The sequence below is a fragment of the Humisphaera borealis genome (assembly GCF_015169395.1).
GTDB classification, from domain to species: domain Bacteria; phylum Planctomycetota; class Phycisphaerae; order Tepidisphaerales; family Tepidisphaeraceae; genus Humisphaera; species Humisphaera borealis.
On sequence record NZ_CP063458.1, the window covers coordinates 6,726,253 to 6,744,979 of the forward strand.

At 64.6% G+C, this 18,727-nt stretch carries 10 protein-coding genes and 1 tRNA gene; 5 read left to right on the forward strand and 6 right to left on the reverse strand.

Features of this window, described 5'->3' with window-relative positions:
* Positions 1-625: 625 nt before the first annotated feature.
* Together IPV69_RS25335 and IPV69_RS25340 are read left to right on the forward strand one after the other, a co-directional pair.
* A complete protein-coding gene (locus tag IPV69_RS25335) occupies positions 626-1,888 on the forward strand; it encodes a DUF3300 domain-containing protein (RefSeq protein WP_206292519.1) in 1,263 nt (420 codons plus the stop codon).
* Between the two features lie 25 nt (positions 1,889-1,913).
* Entirely contained in the window at positions 1,914-2,846 is a 933-nt protein-coding gene (locus IPV69_RS25340; protein WP_206292520.1) for a DUF2950 domain-containing protein, read from the forward strand.
* Positions 2,847-2,985: 139 nt separating this feature from the next.
* On the opposite strand, the gene IPV69_RS27650 is transcribed toward IPV69_RS25340, so the two are convergent.
* From IPV69_RS27650 to IPV69_RS25370, 6 genes are all read right to left on the reverse strand, one after another.
* The gene (locus IPV69_RS27650) at positions 2,986-6,051 is read right to left on the reverse strand and encodes a Calx-beta domain-containing protein (RefSeq protein ID WP_206292521.1); all 3,066 of its coding nucleotides are present in this window, start codon (positions 6,049-6,051) and stop codon (positions 2,986-2,988) included.
* Between the two features lie 104 nt (positions 6,052-6,155).
* Positions 6,156-6,398: a hypothetical protein gene (locus IPV69_RS25350; protein WP_206292522.1), complete on the reverse strand. Its 243-nt coding sequence runs from the start codon at positions 6,396-6,398 to the stop codon at positions 6,156-6,158.
* Positions 6,399-7,132: 734 nt separating this feature from the next.
* On the reverse strand, positions 7,133-8,443 hold the full coding sequence (locus IPV69_RS25355) for a DUF1552 domain-containing protein (RefSeq protein ID WP_206292523.1): 1,311 nt from the start codon (positions 8,441-8,443) through the stop codon (positions 7,133-7,135).
* Between the two features lie 141 nt (positions 8,444-8,584).
* The gene (locus IPV69_RS25360) at positions 8,585-11,011 is read right to left on the reverse strand and encodes a DUF1592 domain-containing protein (protein ID WP_206292524.1); all 2,427 of its coding nucleotides are present in this window, start codon (positions 11,009-11,011) and stop codon (positions 8,585-8,587) included.
* Positions 11,012-11,164: 153 nt separating this feature from the next.
* The gene (locus IPV69_RS25365) at positions 11,165-12,637 is read right to left on the reverse strand and encodes a DUF1501 domain-containing protein (protein WP_206295671.1); all 1,473 of its coding nucleotides are present in this window, start codon (positions 12,635-12,637) and stop codon (positions 11,165-11,167) included.
* Between the two features lie 135 nt (positions 12,638-12,772).
* Entirely contained in the window at positions 12,773-15,721 is a 2,949-nt protein-coding gene (locus IPV69_RS25370; RefSeq protein WP_206292525.1) for a DUF1549 domain-containing protein, read from the reverse strand.
* Positions 15,722-16,008: 287 nt separating this feature from the next.
* Here IPV69_RS25370 and IPV69_RS25375 point away from each other — a divergent pair.
* The 3 genes from IPV69_RS25375 (at position 16,009) to IPV69_RS25385 (ending at position 18,588) form a co-directional block, all read left to right on the forward strand.
* Positions 16,009-16,082: transfer RNA gene (locus IPV69_RS25375), tRNA-Val, on the forward strand.
* Positions 16,083-16,206: 124 nt separating this feature from the next.
* Positions 16,207-17,493 carry a tyrosine-type recombinase/integrase gene (locus tag IPV69_RS25380; RefSeq protein ID WP_206292526.1) on the forward strand — a complete coding sequence of 429 codons (1,287 nt, stop codon included), beginning with the start codon at positions 16,207-16,209 and terminating at the stop codon, positions 17,491-17,493.
* Positions 17,494-17,721: 228 nt separating this feature from the next.
* Positions 17,722-18,588, forward strand: coding sequence for a hypothetical protein (locus tag IPV69_RS25385; protein ID WP_206292527.1), 867 nt, complete (start codon positions 17,722-17,724; stop codon positions 18,586-18,588).
* The last annotated feature ends 139 nt before the right edge of the window (positions 18,589-18,727 follow it).

Genomic DNA, 18,727 nt, shown 5'->3' on the forward strand with positions numbered 1-18,727 from the left:
TGTCGCGCTGGGTTCGTTCGGCGAACAAGCCGCGGGCGCAGTGTACCCGCGAAGCCCCGGGTCCCGGGAGTGAGCTTGGGTTCGTTCGGCCAAAATGCGAGGACTGAGGATGAGCGTCTCCTGGTGTGTGACGCATCTCGCACGGCTTGGAAAGCCGTGTCACGGACAGCGGTTCGCGTACAGATTGGACAGGGCGTCCTGGGTTCGTTTGGCGGCATCGCGTTGGGTTCGTTTGGCGAAAGGGAGGTGATTAAGGATGGACGCCCTCTGGTGTGTGATGTAGCTCGCACGGGCTGGAAGCCCGTGTCACTGACGGGGTCGTTCAACGGGGTCGCCTTGGGTTCGTTCGGCAATGTCGCGCGAAGTCATTGGGCGTTCGACGTTCGGCGTTGGGCGTTCAACGTTGGGCGTTCGCCTTGGGTTCGTTCGGCAGGGTCGTGGCGACACGGGCGGGACGCCCATGCCACGCGATTCCTGGGTTCGTTCGGCGACGGTGCGTCGGGTTCGTTTGGCGGCGGGCGTGTCGTGAGACGACCCCCGATCCTTGCTCTTTCAGGGTCCACGGTAAGATACTTGCGGTAGGCGTATCGTCGAATGATTGCTTGAATCCGCCAAAGGAGCGCTCATGCGCCTTGTCACCTGTCTCTTTGCCCTGTTGGTTTTGGTTGGCCCGGCAGTCGTCCGGGCGCAGGCTCCGGCTGCGCCCGCGAGCCCGCCGGCCGCGCCGACGTTCAAACCCGAAGAGCTCGAACAGATCCTCGCGCCCATCGCGCTCTATCCCGACGACCTGCTGGCGCAAACGCTGATGGCGGCGACCTACCCGCTGGAGGTCGTGCAGGCCCAGCGCTGGGCCGACGCCAACAAGGCGCTCACCGGCGATACGCTCGCGAAAGAGCTGGAAAAGCAGACGTGGGACCCCAGCGTCCGGTCGCTCGTCAACTTCCCCGACGTCCTGAAGATGATGAGCGAGAAGCTCGACTGGACCGTCAAGCTCGGCGACGCCTTCCTGGCCCAGCAGAAGGACGTCATGGACACCGTGCAGAAGCTGCGGGCCAAGGCGCAGGCGGCGGGGAACCTCAAGACCACCGAGCAGCAGAAGGTGACGACCGCGCCCGCCGCTGCGGGCACCACGCAAACGATCATCATCCAGCCGGCGCAGCCGCAGGTGGTCTACGTGCCGGTCTACAACCCGACGGTGGTCTACGGCGTCTGGGCGTACCCGGCGTATCCGCCTTACTACTACTATCCGCCTTACTACCGGCCGAGCCCGGGCATTTCGTTCGGCGTGGGCCTGGCGGTGGGTGTGGCGTGGGGATACGCGTGGGGCAACTGCAACTGGGGTCGTAACGACATCGACATCGACATCAACCGCAACGTAAACATCAACACGAACATCAATCGCAACCAGTACAAGGCCGACTTCAACAAGACGAATGTGAATGTCGGGAGCAACAACTCGAGCTGGCAGCACAATCCGACGCACCGCCAGGGGACGCCTTACCGTGACACGACGTCGGCCCAGAAGTACGGCCGACCGGCGTCGCCGTCGCGCGACGCGTATCGGGGCTATTCGTCTCCGTCGGGGGCGGGATTTGCGCCGGGCGCAGGGTCGGCCGACCGCGGTTACCAGCCGGCGACGCCGCGGGACGTCTCCCGGCCGCAGCCGGCGGCGGTGGACCGGACAGGCTCCACGTTTGACCGGTCAGGCTCCACCTACGACCGATCTACCCCGGCGGCAACGAGGACGCCCAGCGCCGCGGAACAATCCGGCTCACGCGGCAGCGCCTTTCAGGGCGTGGACCGCGGTGCCGCCAGCACCCGCAGCCAAAGCTCGCGCGGCAGCAGCAGCCGTGGGTCGGCGGCAAGCCACGGCGGACGCGGACGATAACGAAGAACCTTGCAGAGGAACCAACATGTCTCTTCGATTGACTGTGATCCGAATCTGGGCCGTCGGTGTCGTCGCGGCGTCGGCCGGCATTCTCGGCGGATGCGGCTCGGCGCCGGCCGTCTATTCTTCGCCGCAGCTCGCGGCCTCGGCACTCGCCGACGCCACCCGAAGCGGGTCCAAGGAGAAGCTCTCTGTTGTCCTGGGGACCCAGGGTGCCGACGTCATCTCGTCCGGCGACGAGGTGATGGACCAGAACGACATGAAGGCATTCGTCGTCGCGTACGACCGCCAGAATGAGGTCGTCGCCGAGGCCGGCGGATCGCAGACGCTGCTGGTCGGGCAGGACCGCTGGCCGTTCCCCGTGCCGATCGTCAACCGCGACGGCGGCTGGCGGTTTGATGTGGAGAAGGGCCGCGAGGAAATCACCAATCGCCGCGTCGGCCGCAACGAACTCAATGCGATCAACGTCTGCCAGGCGATCGTCGATGCCCAGCACGAATACGCCCGGCAGGCCGGCGGCGACCCGCAGTATGCGCAGAAGTTTGTGAGCGATCCCGGCAAGCGCAACGGCCTGTTCTGGCCGGCAGCAGATGGAGCGGCACCCAGCCCGCTGGGGCCCCTGGTCGCCGCCGCCACCGAGGAAGGCTACGACCTGCAGGCGATCAAGTCGGGGAAATCCGCTTATCACGGATACCGGTACCGGATACTCACGTCGCAGGGCGCGGCCGCCCCCGGCGGCGCGCGCGACTATGTCATCGACGGCAAAATGATCGGCGGGTTCGGCGTGGTCGCGTACCCCGCGGAGTATGGCGTGACCGGCGTGATGACCTTCATCACCAGCCACAACGGCGTCGTCTACCAGGCCGACCTGGGCACCGATACCGCGAAGGTGGCGCAGGCGATGACGGTGTTCAATCCTGACAGCACGTGGACGAAGGTGGCGGAGGACGGGAAGTAGGCACCCGCGGCAATCATGCCGGCACTGCGGCCGGCGGCGCCGAGCCCGGCGCACACGCAACAGGGCCATCCAACGAAATGCCCCCGGCGGTGGATTCGCCGGGGGCAGGTGATATCGATCCAACTCCGACAATCGTCATTCAATCGTCGTTCAGAATCGTCCCCACGCCCTGGCTGTCGGCGATCGTCGCACCGAGGGGGCTGGTCAGGTTCACAAACACCGTTTCGTTGCCGCCCTTGCGGGTGTCGCCGACGATGGTGACCGTGATCGTTTTGCTCGTCTGCCCGGCGGCGAAGGTGATCGTGCCGCTCCTGGAGACGTAGTCGTTGAGGGCCGCCTTGGCAGTGCCGTCGGCGGTCGCAAAGTTCACACTGACAGGCGTGCTCGAAGCACGGTCCAGCGTGACGGTGAACGTCATCGTCCTGGTGCCGCTGTTGCCTTCGAACACATTGGGGGCGTTGTTGATCCTGATCTTCGGAAGGGGGTCGTTGTTGACGACCGTCCCCTTGCCCTGGCCGTCGCCGATGATCGCCATGGTCGGTGCGCTGAGGTTGACGAAGAACGTTTCGTTCGCTTCGTAGATCGTGTCGCCTTTCACCTGGATCGTCAGCACGGCGGTTTTGCCGAACGCGGGGATGGTGAAGGTGCCGACCTTGGCGGCGAAGTCGGCGCCTGACGCGGCAGTGCCCGACGCGGTGCCGTACTTGAAGGTCACCGGCTGATTGACCCTTCGATCCAGCTCGACGACGAAGTTGAGGTTCTTGAAGCCGCTGTCGCCTTCGGTGACCGTGGCGTCTGCGATGTACAGCGTCGGCGGGGGAACGTCGTCGTTGACAATCGTTCCGACGCCCTGGCCGTCGTCGATCACGAGTTTGTCGGGGTTCGAAAGATTGATGACGAAATCCTGATCGGACTCGATATCCGTGTCACCGTGGATGTTGACAGTGACGGTCTTGGTCAGCTCGCCTTCGGCGAAGTCGACGGTGCCGTTGGCGGCGAGGTAGTCGAAGCCGGCCTGGGCGATCGCGCCCGGGGTTGAGCCGTTGGCCGTGGCCCATTGGACCGACGCCGTGCCGCTGCCGTCGGTCCGGGTGACGTCGAACGTGAAGACGGTCGTGCCGGTGTTGCCTTCGGCGAGCGAGACATCGCCGATGGAGACCGTCGCGGTGGACTGCACCTCGAACGCACCGATGTCGGCGGTGCCGGAGGTGCGGTCCCGGCCGCGCTGGTCGGTGTTCGTTCCGACCGGGATCAATGCGTCGTTACCGGCGTCGATGGCGGGGCTGGTGGCTTGCAGCGCGATCGTTTTTGTGGGGCCGCCGTTGTCGGCCAGTGGCTCGAGGTCGGGGTTCTCTATCGAATTACCGCCGGTGAAGCCTGATGGCATGCGAATCAGGTTGTTGGCGCCGCTGATGCTGGTGTTGCCGCCCCCCAAGTTCTGGATCACAAGGCCCCAGGGGACGGTATCGACGTTGGGGTCTAGGTCTTCGCCGACAATGCTGTTGTTAATGGACACGTTGGCGACGATCAGGCTGCTGTCGTTCAGAGAATGAATATGCAGCGTCTGCTGATAAGGGGACTGCGGACTGGTGAGGTTGTTGCCGGATATCGTGGCGAAGTTGAGGTTGAGGGTTCCGTTGTAGTTGAAGATCGCGCCGCCGAGGCCCTTGCCCTGGGTGGAACTGGAGTTGCTGGCGCTTACGCCGCCGATGGCGGAGTTTTCGGTGAGGGTGGAGTTGAGGACGCTGACGATGCCGGCGTTGTTGAAGACCGCGCCGCCGAGGCCCGCACCGCCACCAGCGCCGGTGATGCCGAAACCGGACCGTATACCATCGCCCGCACCGAAGCCGCCGGTGCCCGGGGTGCCGCTCGAGACGCTGCCGCCGCCGCCGCCAAAACCTCCTTTGCCGGCGACGCCCAATCCGCTCCCGCCGCCGCCACCGAAGCCTCCGTCGTGGCCTCCGCTGCCGCCGCCACCACCGCCGCCAAAGCCCGTCGCGGCGCTTTGCGTGGCACCGCCGTTGGGCGGGCCGCCTTCAAGTCCGGTGCTATCGCCCCCGAGACCGCCGCCGCCGCCTGTGCCGCCGGCACCGCCGCCGGCACCCGATCCACCCTGTGCGGTGTTGCCCGATAGCGTGGAAGAGACGATCGAGACGGTGCCGCCGTTGTTAAAGATCGCGCCGCCCATTCCCCCCGCGCCGCCGCCGCCGCTGCCGTTGCCGCCCTTGTGGCGGAAGTCGCTGATCGTGAGGTGCTTCAGTGTCAGGCTGCCGGTGGGTGCGACATAGAACCCGCGGCGGTTCGACGTCGCGCCGCCGCCGGCGATGGTCACGCCGTCGTCGCCGGTCAGGCCTTCGATGGTGACGTCGGTGGTGATGGCGAAGGCACTCGGGCCGGCGGTGCCGTCGCCGGTGGTGGTCACATTGATCGTTTGCCCGGCCAGTCCGGGCGCGAAGGTGATGGTGCTCGCGTCGGCGTTGGAATTGGCGTACGCGAGCGCCTCGCGAAGGCTCGTGCCCGCGCCGAACGCCGGGTCACTGGTGCCGTCGTCTTCATCGACCGAGGTCGTGACGATCGGGCTCGGGGTGCGGGAGATCGTCAGCCGATAGTCCTCGACCTCGCCGCCCGACGCGGTGCCCGTCGGCAACATGCCCGGCGTCGACGCGGACGTGAGCCGGAACCGCGCGTAGGTCGTCCCGGCTTTGGCCGACCCGGGAACTGTCGCCGCCAGTGCGTTGTTGCCGACCGAGACCGCGACGTTGTCGGCGACCTTGTCGGCGGCGTCGAACGTGCCGTTGCCTTCGAAGTCGATCCAGGCGTTAAGAAAGCCTGCGGTCTGGCTCGACAACTGCGTCGAGAGATTCACATTCAAGCTCGCCGACGGGCCCGACAGCGTCTGGTCCTGCAGCGAAGCGGCGCCGATAAAGACGCCGTCATCATTGGCGTCGCCGTTGGCGACCGCTGACGGCTGGCCGTCACTGTCATTGGTACGTCCGGTGCCCAGGATGATGCCCGAGAACGCTACGTGGGCAGGCCCGGAACTGGCTGACAGCGTACCGAAGCTGTCGGGCGCGTCGCCGTAATCGAAGGCAATCATCAGCCGGCGGACTTCGAGCGACTCGATTTTCGCGACGGCGCTGAAAGCCCCATCGCGCAGGAGCCGTACGGATCGAGACCGCTTGCGACGGTCGATAAGGCGAAGCATGAGGTTTCCTTCGAAAACGTCCCTACGCGACCCAGACAGCAACCCTGGCTGTTGGACCGCACCCACGGGACGAAATGCGGAGCGCTGAGACTATCAACTGCGAATCAGATGACAAGATTTTTGTCAGCGGAACGCGTTGCCGGATCGATCCGGTGCCAGAGTGCGGGATACCCCCAGCCCGCGACCGCCAAAGCAGCCCATGCGACGACCGCGTTTTCTCCCGGCTCGGCCTGGGAAAACGCTCCGGACGAGTCGAAACAACCGCACGCGCAGAAGACGGTGCCGCGCGACGATGCTTCGGCCCGAATGGCGGGGCGGACGGCTTCGGGCCCGGCGACAATCTTCAAACCTCCGGTCTTCACGGCGGCACCCGAAAGACACACTCCTGACAAAAGTCTGCGCCGCATCACCGCATCGACGCGTCGATCGGGAATCGCCGGCCGAAAAAGGGTTGCATTTACCTTCCCGTCACTTAACATATACCGAACAATATCGCGGTGCCGGCCGGGATTCGTGACGGGATCGGTCGGCGGGTTCTCTCTGTGCGCCGCCCCGACGGGTGTGATCCGTCGTCGCTGGCGTCTACTCCGCAGAGAGAGAGATGAAGCCGGGCGATCGGTGTCGATCGCGCCGGGCGGTCTGGTTTTGGTCGGTAGAAGAGACGGAGAGACTCCGAGACGGAGAGACGAAGTGCACAGGCTGATCGATCACTTGGGTTCGTTCGGTGACCCGCGCGAGGCCATCAGGCGTATGGCGTTGGACGTTCGGCGATCGTCCACCTGCTCGGGTTCGTTCGGCAGAGCTGCGCTGGGTTCGATTGGCGAAGGTGGGACTGAGGATGGAGGTCTCTTGGCGTGCGACACCTCTCGCACGGCTTGGAAAGTCGTTTCACCGATAGTCGCCTTGGGTTCGTTTGGCGATGTCGCGCCGGGTTCGTTTGGAAGGAGGAGGTGACTGAGGACGGACGTCTTTTGGTGTGTGACGCCTCTCGCACGGCTTGGAAAGCCGTGTCACGGACAGTCGCCTTGGGTTCGCTCGGCGATGTCGCGCCGGGTTCGTTTGGCGGCAACGCGCTGACTGGCTACACCTCGAAGCCCTTTACGCCGGTGCCGTCGTTCGTGCCGAACTGGTTGGTGTCGACGCCCATCTTGCGCGCCATGGCCACGAACAGGTTACACAGGCGGGCGTTGTCGTTGCCCTTGCCGCCGGCGGCGACATGGCCGGCGTGCTTGTAGCCGCCGCCAGCGACCAGCACCGGCAGGTCGCGCCAGCTGTGGCTGCTGGCGCTGCCGAGGTTGCTGGTGATGAACACGGTCGTGGTGTCGAGGACCGAGCCGTTGGCGTCCTTGGCTGTCTTGAGGGACTTGAGCAGGTTCGCGTGTTCCTGGAACTCGGCCTTTTCGATGAGCGACAGTTCTTCGATCTTCTGTTCGTCCTGGCCGTGGTGGCTCAGGTCGTGCCAGCCGGTATCGACGCCGGCGATCTTGGGCACTTCGCCGCCGCCGGCGGTCTTGAGGGTGATGAACCGGGTGCTGTCGGTCTGGAGCGCCAGGACGATCATCTCGTTCATCAGGCGGGCGCGGCCGATGATCTCGGTCCGGTCGGGGATGTCGGTGGGTGCCTTGATGGCGACCTGTGGCTTGGGCTTGTTGACCCAGCCTTCGGACGCCTGCAGCCGGCCTTCCAGTTCGCGGACGCTGGTGAGGTACTGGTCGAACTTTTCGCGGTCGCGTCCGCCGAGCTTGCTGCTGAGCGTTTTGGCCCGGCCGTTGACGGTGTCGAGGATGCTGCGGCCGCGCTGGACCTCGCGCATCTGTTGTTTGACTTCGCTGGGCGTGCCGTTGACGAACAGCCGTTGGAAGAGCTTGGAGGGTGAGCCGTCGGCCGGGATGTTCACGCCGCTGCCCGACCAGGAGATGGAGTCGCCGTTGCCGCTGGCGTTGAGGGTGAGGTAGGGGAAGCGGGTGTCGGGTGTGAGCTTTTCGATGAGGTACTGATCGAAGGAGATCGAGTTCTTGAAGCCAGGCAGGCCGGGGTGCTTGGCCGAGGTCAGGATGGTGAGCTCGGACGTATGGCCGTTGGCGCCGTTCTGCTCGGGGTGGGACAGGCCGGAGAAGACGGTGAAGTCGGACCGCAGGTCCTTGAGGGGTTCGAGGTAAGGCGTAAGGGTGTAGTCGCGGCCGGTCTCTTTAGGGACGAGGAAGGGGGTGTGAATGCCCAGGCCGTGGTTGATCGCGACGAACCGCCTGGGGGCGTTGGTCGCCGCCGCCGCCTGAGCCGGCGTCGCCAGCGCCGGCAGCATGGCGTCAAACCAGGGCAACGCCAGCGAGACGCCCGCCGCGGAAAGGAACGAGCGACGGGAGAGATGCTTTTTGGTGATGGCGATGGGCATGATGGATTTCCAACGGCGTAGAAGCTTCTGGGTCGTCTGGGTCGTCGATTTCACCACGAAGGCACGAGGGCACCAAAGCACGAAGAAGACATCAGACGGTGACTCTTCGATACCGTCTTGAGATCGAGCACCGGAATGCCGTCACTTGCTCCTGAATACCTCGCTCTGCACGACTTCGTGGACCAAATCCCGGAAGCCGTAGTTCTTCCCCGCTACGGCCTTGGTGATGCGGTCGATCTCCAGGCGGTCGCTAAAGCCCATGCCGCGGCCGGTGGCGTAGGTGGCTACTTTTTCTGCCAAGCCGCGCGTCAGCATGTTCTTATCGGCCAAGAGAATCTTCTTGTAGTCGGCCAGGCTGCTGAAGGGCTTGCCGTCCGAGGTGACTCCGGTGGCGTCGACCGGCGGGCCGACGCGCCAGCTCACCCGCTTGCCGCCGGTCTCGGTCGTGGGAGGCGACTTGAACTGCGTGCCCAACGAACGGTAGTTCTCGCGGTAGCCGCCCATGACGTCGTAGCTCTCCAGCGCGAAGCCCGGCGGATCGATCACCTGGTGGCAGGAGTTGCAGGTCTCATTGGTGCGGTGCTTGTCGAGCTGCTGGCGGAGCGTGGTCGCGCCGCGGATGTCGGGCTCGACACCCGGAACGCCCGGCGGCGGCGGCGGGGGGTGGAAGCCGATGATCCGCTCCAGAATCCACGCCCCGCGAACGACCGGCGATGTCGTTGTTCCGTTGGCCGACACCTTGAGTATGCTCGCCTGGGTCATCACGCCGCCACGCTTGTATTCGGGCTTGAGCGAGACCTTGCGCATTTCAGTGCCGATGACGCCGTCGATGCGGTAATGCCGGGCGAGCCGCTCGTTCAGCATCGTCCAGTCGGAGTCGATGAAGTTCAGCAGGCTGAGGTTCCTGGTGAGGACCTCGTCGAAGAACAGCTCGGTCTCGCGAACCATCGCGTCTTTCAACTGGTCGTCGTACTCGGGATACAGCTGCTTGTCGGGAACGGTGAAGTCGATCTCGCGAAGGTTCAGCCATTGCCCGGTGAAGTTCTTCGTGAAGCGGCTGCTCCGCTTGTCGGCCAGCAGGCGTTCGGTGTGGGCGCGGAGGCCGGCGGGGGTGGTCAACTGCTTTTTGGCGGCGGCGTCGATCAGCGCGGCATCGGGCAGCGTTCCCCAGAGCATGTAGCTCAGCCGGCTGGCGATGCCGTAGTCGTCGAGCTTGCCCGGCTGTTCGACAAGATAGAGAAAGTCGGGGCTGCACAGGACGGCGACGTGCGCCGTCCGCATCGCGTGTTCGAATGTGCTCCCGGACGCCAACTCGGCCTTGGCCAGTTCCAGGAACGGCGCGACATCGGCCGGCGTAATGGGTCGGCGGAACGCGGTCTCGACAAACTTCGGCAGGATGCGGGCGGCCTCGGCGGCGGGGTCTTTCGCGAGGATCTGGTAGTTGGGCTTGTAGTACTTGTTTTTCCGCTGGTTCTCCGGGACGGCGTCGGTCGCGAGCAGATCGCCGAAGCGGACCTTATGGCCCCGGGTCGGCCATTCGGGCAGGAGCGGACCTTCGATCTCCAGCTTGGTCACAGCCAGTCCAGGTCCCTTGTACGCCGCGACGCCGTTCTTCTGAATCTCGTTGTATGGGTTGGGCAGGTTCTGCGGCATCAGGCGGATGGTGTCGCCTTTACGCAGGTTGGCTTCGAAGAGGATCGTCCGGTTCTCGTCGGGGACGAACTGGTGGTAGCTCGTCTGCACCGTCCCCGTGACGCTGTCGCTGCCCAGGTGCACGGCGAAAGTCACCGGCTTGGTTGTCTGGAATGCCTCGCCGCTGAGGCGGATGCGGTACAGGCCTTCGGTGACGACGCGGAAGTCGCCGGGCTTGATCGCCGGGTAGCCACCTTCGTTATAGAACACCAGCGCGCCATCGGCCCGCCGGAACCAATGCTTGCCGACGAATTCCGCGTTTCGACCGGCACCGATATCGGCGACGACAGTGGCGGTCTCGGGTTTAGGGCCACGACAGATCGCGTCATCAAGTGCCTTCCCGGCGGCCTCCATGTATCGCTGGAGCTGCACCGGCGAGAGATCGAGGGCCTCGCCGATGTTATCGAAGCCGTGGGCTTTGCCGTCCTCCGGGAGGAGGCTTTGCAGTTCGGTGCGGACATCGAGCATGTCGCGCAGGGTGTTTTCGTATTCCACCCGGTTCAGCCGACGGATGACCGTGTGCGCCTGACCCGCCGATGCCTGCGTGAGAGGCACATTGAGCGACGCCAGGAACGCCGGCTTCTGCGGCTCGGCGGCCTTGGCCTTCTTCGGGGGTGGCATCTCTCTCCGGGCGACGCGGTCGTAGATCCGCACCCACTTGGACAGCGGGCCGGGCTTGGTCAGGTCGGTGTCGAGCTTCTCAAGATCCAGGCCACCCTTGGCACTGTTGCCGTCGTGGCAGTCGTAGCAGTGGGCTTTGAGGAACGGCTGAACCGGTTTCAGGTCTGCGGCACCGGCAACGCCGGCGTACAGCAACAGGAAGCCGAAAGCCGGGAGGCAGACGCGGGAGGGAAATCGATGGATCAATGCGATCATGACCTCAGCACCTTCTGGACGTCGGACTGTGCGACCCCCAGGTCGAGCCGGCCAGGGCCTGCCGGGATGGATCAGCTCCCGCGAACCGGAACTGCCGCCGGCCCGCCAATCTTACGCCAGCCACAGTTGTTGTCGAAGCGATATCCCCGGCGTTCAGGCAAACAGGTCCATCACCGGTTTTCCTTTGCCGTCTTTGGTGACGTAGAACGGCCTTTCCTCGGTGATGTACGCCAGCTTCGGCGATATGCCCATCGCGCGGTAGATCGTCGCGTGCAGGTCTTCGACGGTGACGGGGTTCTTGATCGCTTTGCAGGGACGTTCGTCGGCGGTCGCGCCGTAGACGTACCCCTTTTTCATGCCGCCGCCGAACATGAGCACGCTGCCCGCTTGCGTGAAGTGGCGGTGCATGCCGTACGCCTTGATGTCTTCGAGCTTGGCCGGCGGGACGGGCGAACCGCGGGTGAGAGGCTTCGCGGCGTCGGCGCCTTCAATGATCATGTCGCGGCTGAACTCGCTGGCGAGCACGATCAGCGTGCGATCGAGCAACCCGCGCTGCTCCAGGTCGAGCACGAGCTGCGCGATCGGCGAGTCGATCATCTCCTTCATTTTCTTGAGGCGCGTGTGGCCGTTGTCGTGTGTGTCCCAGTTCAGGAACGGGATGTATTCGGTGGTCACTTCGATGAACCGCGCCCCGGCTTCGACCAGCCGCCGGGCCAGCAGGCAGCCGAGCCCGAACCGGCCGGCACCGGCGAGGTCGGCCGGCTTGGACGGGTCAACGCCGGGCGGCAGATACTTCGCCAGGCTCTCCTTCGGTTCCAGCGAGAGGTCAAACGCCTTGGCCGCCGGCGAACTGAGCAGGCGATAGGCGTTGTCCATCGCCCGGCGGAGGGAATCGCGCTGGTACGCGCTGCCGTAACGATTAACCGGACTTTCCTCGGCGAGCTTCCTGAACAGCGCGTTGCGCTGATCGAACCGCTCGGGCGTCATCCCCGCCGGCGGACGAACGGCAGTCGCGGCTTCCTGCGGCAGCGGTACATTGAACGGGCCGTATTCGCTCCCCAGGAAGCCGGCGGTGGTGAACGATTTGAGCTCTTCTCCTTCGCCCAGGTCCAGTCGCTGCCCGATGTTGATAAACGCCGGCATCGCCGGGTCGCGCGGGCCGAGCGTCTTGGCCATCATCGCGCCGATGTGCGGGGCGGCGACGGTCTGCGGCGGCACATAACCGGTGTGCCAGTGGTACTGGTGCCGCGAGTGCAGGATCAGCCCCAGGTCGGCGACGGTCGCCGAGCGGATGAGTGTTGCGCGGTCCATCACCTTGGCGATCTTCTCGAACCCCTGCGACAGCTTGATGTGATCGACGGCGGTGTCGATCGCCGGGAAGGTGCTCAGGACGCCTTTCGGATCGATGCCCTTGGCGAAAGGTGTGTACTTCTTCGGGTCAAAGGTGTCGGTGTGCGCCATGCCACCAGCCATCCAAAGCACGATGACGGTGTCGGCGGTGGGTTTGATTTTCTCTTCGGCGGCGTCGGCGGCGTGAAGCTGGGGCGCTCCCGCGGCCAGCGCCGACAATGTCGCCGCCGAGGCGGTCTTCAGGAAGTCACGACGATTGGGGTTGGAGAGCGACATAGGGACTTCGCCAGGAACGAGCAAGGTTGTGTCGGGTGGCATGGGCAAGCGTACTCGCTTGCCCGTGGTTCGCGCCACCGGGTCATCGACACGGGCAAGCGAGTACGCTTGCCCATGCCACCCGGAATCTTCTTGTTAATGCACCAACTGAAACTCGGGCTGCATCAGCACGGCCCAGAGCAGATCCGCGACTGCTTCGGCCTTGGGCGCCGGTCCGAGCAGATCCTTTGCGATGCTTCTTTCGCTTTCGGTCGGCTTGCGGCACAGCGACCGCTGGTAGACCGATTCGATCCACGCCGACGGGTCTTTGCCGGCGTCGGCGGCGAGGTTCTTCGCCGACTTCTTGAGTTTGTTGTCGAGTGTCGCGCCGTTGGTCAGTTCCAGCGCCTGGATGGTCGTCGCACTGTTCTGGCGGCACGAGACGATCTGCTCGCGGTTGGGGCGGTCGAGCGCCAACTGAAGCGGATCGGACGCCACCAGCGCCGCCCGGAACTTGCCAATACGACTGCTCATGGCCATCAGGCCCTGAAGCTTCGGTCCCATCTCGTTGCCGATCTTGCCCGCGGCCTTTCGGCCGTTGTCGTCGATCGCCGGGCCGTCGTCGGCGGGCGCGACGCCTTTCGGCAGGACGATGGCGACGGGCCACGACTGGTCGTCGAACTTTTCGGTCTGCCAGCCGGCGGCGGGGGCGCGAGACACGCGCCAGGTCGCATCGGCGCTCCATTCGATCGGCTTGCCGCCGATCGACATGTGCAGGCCGAACGTCATGCCGCTGCGCTCGTTGAGGTGATTGAAGACGGCGTAAAGCTTTTCGCGGTCCTCGGCCTTGAGGTTCGGCCGTTCGGTGTGACTGTCGACCGCGATCGCGATGCTGTTCTCACCCTTGCGGAGCAGCGGCTTGAGATCGACGACCGCGCTGCGGGGTTCCTTGCCCCGTTCCCTGTCGCTGACCGCGATCGCCGGGGCTTTGCCGTTGACCATGATCTCCAGCTTCTGGCTCGCGGCGACGGCGGCGTAAGCCTGGTCGGGCAGGGCGTCGAGCGTGAAGGTTTTGCGGAAGACGACCTTGTGTCGAACCAGCGGCGCGAACGCCGGGTCGAGCTTCTCCGGCGCGGCCGCCAGCAGGGCGGGCAACTCGGGATTGCTCAGAACCAGTTCGGCACGGGCGATGACGGCCGCTTTCGCGGAAGCAGCTTCGGCGGCCTTGGCGGCGACCTCTTCGGGCTTGGCGGGGTCGGCGGTCGCAGGTTTGTCAGATGTGGGTTTGTCAGACGCGGGTTTGCCGGCCGTCGCCTTGTCGGCCGCAGGCTTGGCGCCCTTTGGGGCGCGGGCTGCGCGCTTGGCAGCGCCGGGTTTCGCCGGTGTGTCCTTTTGGGGTTCGGCGACTTTGTCGGTTGCGGCGACGCTGTCGTCCGCATCAGCCGCGCCGGCTTTGGCGGCGGGTGCCGCCGGTTTAGCCGGCGCCTTCGACTGGTTCGCAATCGCCTGTTCCGCCGATCGTCGAATTCCCGCCGCGACCGGCTCGTTCGTCCAGATCCATGCCGGCGCGCGAACTGTCGACAGCTTCCCGCCGCCGCTGAAGTCGAACTCGATCGACGAAGGCGTTCGGGCCCAATCGCCGGTCAGTGCGGCGACGGCGTCGGCCATCTGCTCGGCGGTCAGCCGACGGGCCCAGGGGCCCTTGAAGACGAACGGCGTCTTATCCCCGTCCGGCGGCGCATCAACCACCGGGAGCTGATACGCCCGCGACGTCATGATCAGCTCGATCGTGTGCTTCAGGTCGTACTTGCTCGCGACCAGATCCTCGGCGAGCCAATCGAGGACATCGGCCGACCAGGCCGGTTTGTCCATGTCGTCGACCGGATCGACCAGTCCGCGGCCCAGCAGCCGGGCCCACAGCCGATTGACGATGTTCCGCGACAGCCGGCCGTTCTTCGGCGAGGTCATCAGGTCGGCGAAGCGCTTCAGGCGGTCGGTCTTGGAGAGCTTGGGATCAAAACCGCCGATCTCGGGATACAGGAAGCGCGCTTCGACGGTTTTGCCGAGGGCGCGGTCGCAGCGGACCATTTCCAGCGGCTTGTCGCTGTAGATCGCGGCCAGGCCGTAGGCATCGGCGAGGGTCCAGTCGCTGACGAAGCTGTCGTGGCAACTGGCGCACTTGAGGTTGATGCCGAAGAAGGTTTGCGCGATCGACTGAGCGGCCTGCATGGGCGGCGTCATGCTCGCCGGGACGACGCCGCGCCAGACGATGCCCTTGGTGAAGCCCTCACTGTCGGGGCCGGGCGCGACGAGTTCGCGCACGAACTGGTCGTAAGGCTTGTTCAACAGCAGCGACGAGTAGAGCCAGCCGGTGATCTGCTTTCGCCCGCCGTCGATGTAACCGGTGCCTTTGTAGTCGTTGCGGAGCAGGTCGTTCCAGAAGGTGATCCAATGGTCGGCGTAGCCGATGTCGTCGGACAGGAGCTTGCGGATCAGCCGGGCTCGCTTGTCGGAGCTGTTATCGCTGACAAAGGCGTCGAGGTCGGCCGCCGACGGGAGCAGGCCGATGGTGTCGAGGTAGACCCGCCGGGCGAACAGGCGGTCGTCGACGGCGTCGGGGGTCTTGATGCCCTTGGACGAGGCGTAGGCCGCGAGCAGGCGATCGAGCGGATGGGTCGAGTCGGCAGCGGCGGGGAGGGTGACGACGCGCGGATTAAGATTCTGCGGCGGGGGCTTGGCAAACGTCACGCCCGCCGGCCAGGCCATGCCCTGATCGATCCAGGCGCGGAGCAGGCCGATCTGCTGTGGCGTCCAACGCGAGCCCTTTTTGGGCATCACGGTTTCGGCTTCGGCGGATGCGACCAACTGAACCATCGCGCTATCGGCACTCTTGCCCACGACCGCCGCCGGACCGTTGTCGCCGCCCTTGAGCAGCGACTCGCGCGTTTCGACGCTCAGGCCGCCTTTGGTCTTTCCCTTGGCGTGGCACTGGATACAGCTCGATTCCAGAAGCGGCTGGATTTCGGTCTTGAAGTCCACCCGATGCCCGGCCGGCGGCGGGAGCGCCGGTTCGGCGGCCGGCGCAGCCGATGCGAGGGAAGTCAACAGGATGAGGCAAGATGCGATCCAAGGGCCGGCAGTCGTCATGGAAGGTCCGTCGCGGAAACAGAGGTCACTCGTCGGCAACTGTGAAACAGAATACCGCCCAAACGGCCGCATGTGGCGGGGACGGAAGGCAATGTGAATGTTTCAAAGACTCGGTGTGTATCGGCTGGTGTCCAACGAAAGCAGGAATCCAATACGGTGGTCGGAACCGAATGAATTCCACAATCGCCGTCGGCCACTTGCCGATCGGGCTGGTCCCGGTATAATCCTCTCCCCTGCAAAAGGCAGGGCGTTTAGCTCAGTTGGTTAGAGCACCAGCTCGACACGCTGGGGGTCACAGGTTCGAGTCCTGTAACGCCCACTTACTTAAGTGTCTGCCGAGCCTTTACTTAAGGCACCTGCCTGTGTCGGGCAGAGCGGCCAGAAGCGAACCGGGAAAACGGAATCTTCCGTCTTCCCGGTTCGTCTTTTTGGAGCTCTGCCTTATGCCTAAGCTCAAATCGAACGAAATTCCGTCCTATCGCCGGCACAAGCAGTCCGGCCAGGCGATCGTCACCTTAAGCGGCCGCGACATTCTTCTCGGCGAGTTCGGAACGAGAACCAGCCGCGACGCCTACGACCGGGCCGTGGCCGAGTGGATCGGGAATGGCCGCCGCTGGCCGGAGCGTGAAGCCGACCTGTCGGTGGCCGAACTACTCACCCGCTTCTGGGAGCACGCCGCAAGGTATTACGGCGACAGCCGGGAGCTCGACAACTTCCGGCACTCCCTACGCACCCTCCGAAAGCTCTACGAAGACACGTCCGCGTCAGCCTTCGGGCCGCTGGCGCTGAAGACCGTCCGCGACGCTCTGATCCGCGAGAACCTCTCCCGCAACTACGTCAACCAGTGTGTGGCCCGGATCCGGCGCGTCTTCCGGTGGGCGGCGGAGAACGAACTCGTGCCGTCCTCGGTCTTTCACGGATTGCAGGCCGTATCGGGATTGCGGAAGGGGCGGACCGCCGCCCGGGAGTCGCAGCCCGTCCGGCCGGTCGGTGATCACACCATCGACGCGACCCTGCAACACCTCTCGCCGACGCTCAAGGCCATGGTGCAGCTTCAGCTACGGACCGGCATGCGGCCAGGAGAGATCTGCATGATGCGAACTTGCGACCTCGACACCACCGGCAAGGTCTGGTCGTACTCGCCGCCCGAGCACAAGACCGAACACCACGGCCACGTCCGCACGATCTGGATCGGTCCTAAGGCCCAGGAGGTTCTTCGGCCGTTCCTCCGATTCGATACCCAAGCGTTCGTTTTCTCCCCCCTGGAGGCCGACGCCGAGTGGCGGGCGGCAAAGCGGGCAGCCCGCAAGACCGGCGTGCCGCCGTCGCAGCTACGCCGGGCGGAACGGTCCGCCGCCCGGGAGCGAGCCCGGCCGCCGGGCGACCGCTACGACGTCAACGGTTACCGGCGGGCGATCGCCCGGGCCTGCGATGCCGCGTTCACGCCTCCCGAGCGCCTCTGCCCTCGAATCGTGGGTAGGCGGCGGGAATCCAAGCAGGCCTTCCTTCGGCGGCTGACAGCCGATGAGCTCGCCGAGCTACGCCGCTGGCAGCGGGACCATCGTTGGCACCCGCACCAACTGCGGCACTCGGCCGCCACCTATCTGCGCAAGGAATACGGGATCGAGGTCGCCCGCGTCGTGCTCGGCCACCGGTCGGCGGCGGTCACCGAAGTTTACGCCGAGATGGACATGGCCAAAGCCAAAGAGGTGATGGCGGCGGTCGGCTAGGGGACGCCGCGGCGTGATGTTGCTGAAGCTCGGCGGATTGACCTCCGGCGGGCTTTTTCTTTTTCCCGGCAGGGGTCACGGCGGCAACCTCGGTCTCAGAAAAAAAACCTCAATTTTGGCGTTTCCTGCGACAAGGGTGTCGGGATCGCAGTTCAGAGTGAAAAGGTGCGTGGTATTAAGCACCGGACAGTGCATTGCGACCGGACAAGTAACCTGACGAGGCATGCCATGCTCAAAGAATCCCCTCACCCACTTCTCGGCAGATTGGCAAATATCAACTCTATGGCGGCTCGGTTACAGGATCCGGTCGAGAGGGCCATGGGTCTGATCGACACCAAACGCCTGCCAATTGCCAGGATAGAGCGGGTTGCTCTTTGGGTAGGTGGCAAGCCTTCACCCAAAGTGAGGGCGGAATTGAACAAGGAATGCCCGGGTTTCAGCGTTGATGACGAGGTAGCACCTTACAACAAGCGGCTGAAATGCTACTTGGACCTTCGCACCCCCTCGCGAAAAGCGTTGGTTCTCATCGACGTGTTGGCCCGTAAACATCGTCGAAGTGCCCTGGACCGCCTGGTCGTCTCACTCACGGTTCCGACGCGTGGCCTTGCCGCGGCCGACGAACTGAAGGAGTGGCTCGATGCACGGATTGTTTGCGGACTGGATCATTTGCCCTCACTAGGACAGATGACCGGCGTCGGCCACTTTGCCTGTACCGATATCGCGGTGTCGTCGGCGGTCGCGTGTAACGGCGTGCCCGGCGTACAGGTAATTGTTGAACTTCGCGGGGAGAGAGCAATTGATCGAAGCGGACTTACTCACCCAAAAATGCTGCACAGGTTCCGAGCAGATCCCTTCCTTAAGTCATGCCTCTCCCTTTTTGAGATCGATTATCTTGCCTTAGCCCGGAGATACTTCCCGGCCGAGACTTCCATGGTCTACCGTCGCCGGGTCGCGGCAATCCTGAAGCGGGCCTATCCAACCATCCGCGAGCTTGCGACTACCTGCAAGGGTGCTGGGCAATGGGGTCATCAGACGCCACGGAGATTGCCATTGCAGCACCTGATCAAGGGTGTGTCGTGGAACCTTGCCTCATGAGTGACCAATCTTTCTCAAAGTCTCGTAACCTCTTGAACCCCGAATAACTGGGTTTACGATATTCAGGCTAGATGTATCGCTCAGCGTTTGCTGAGGCATCAGCCTGTTCAACCTGACCATGTGGTCAGGTCCTGCCGAG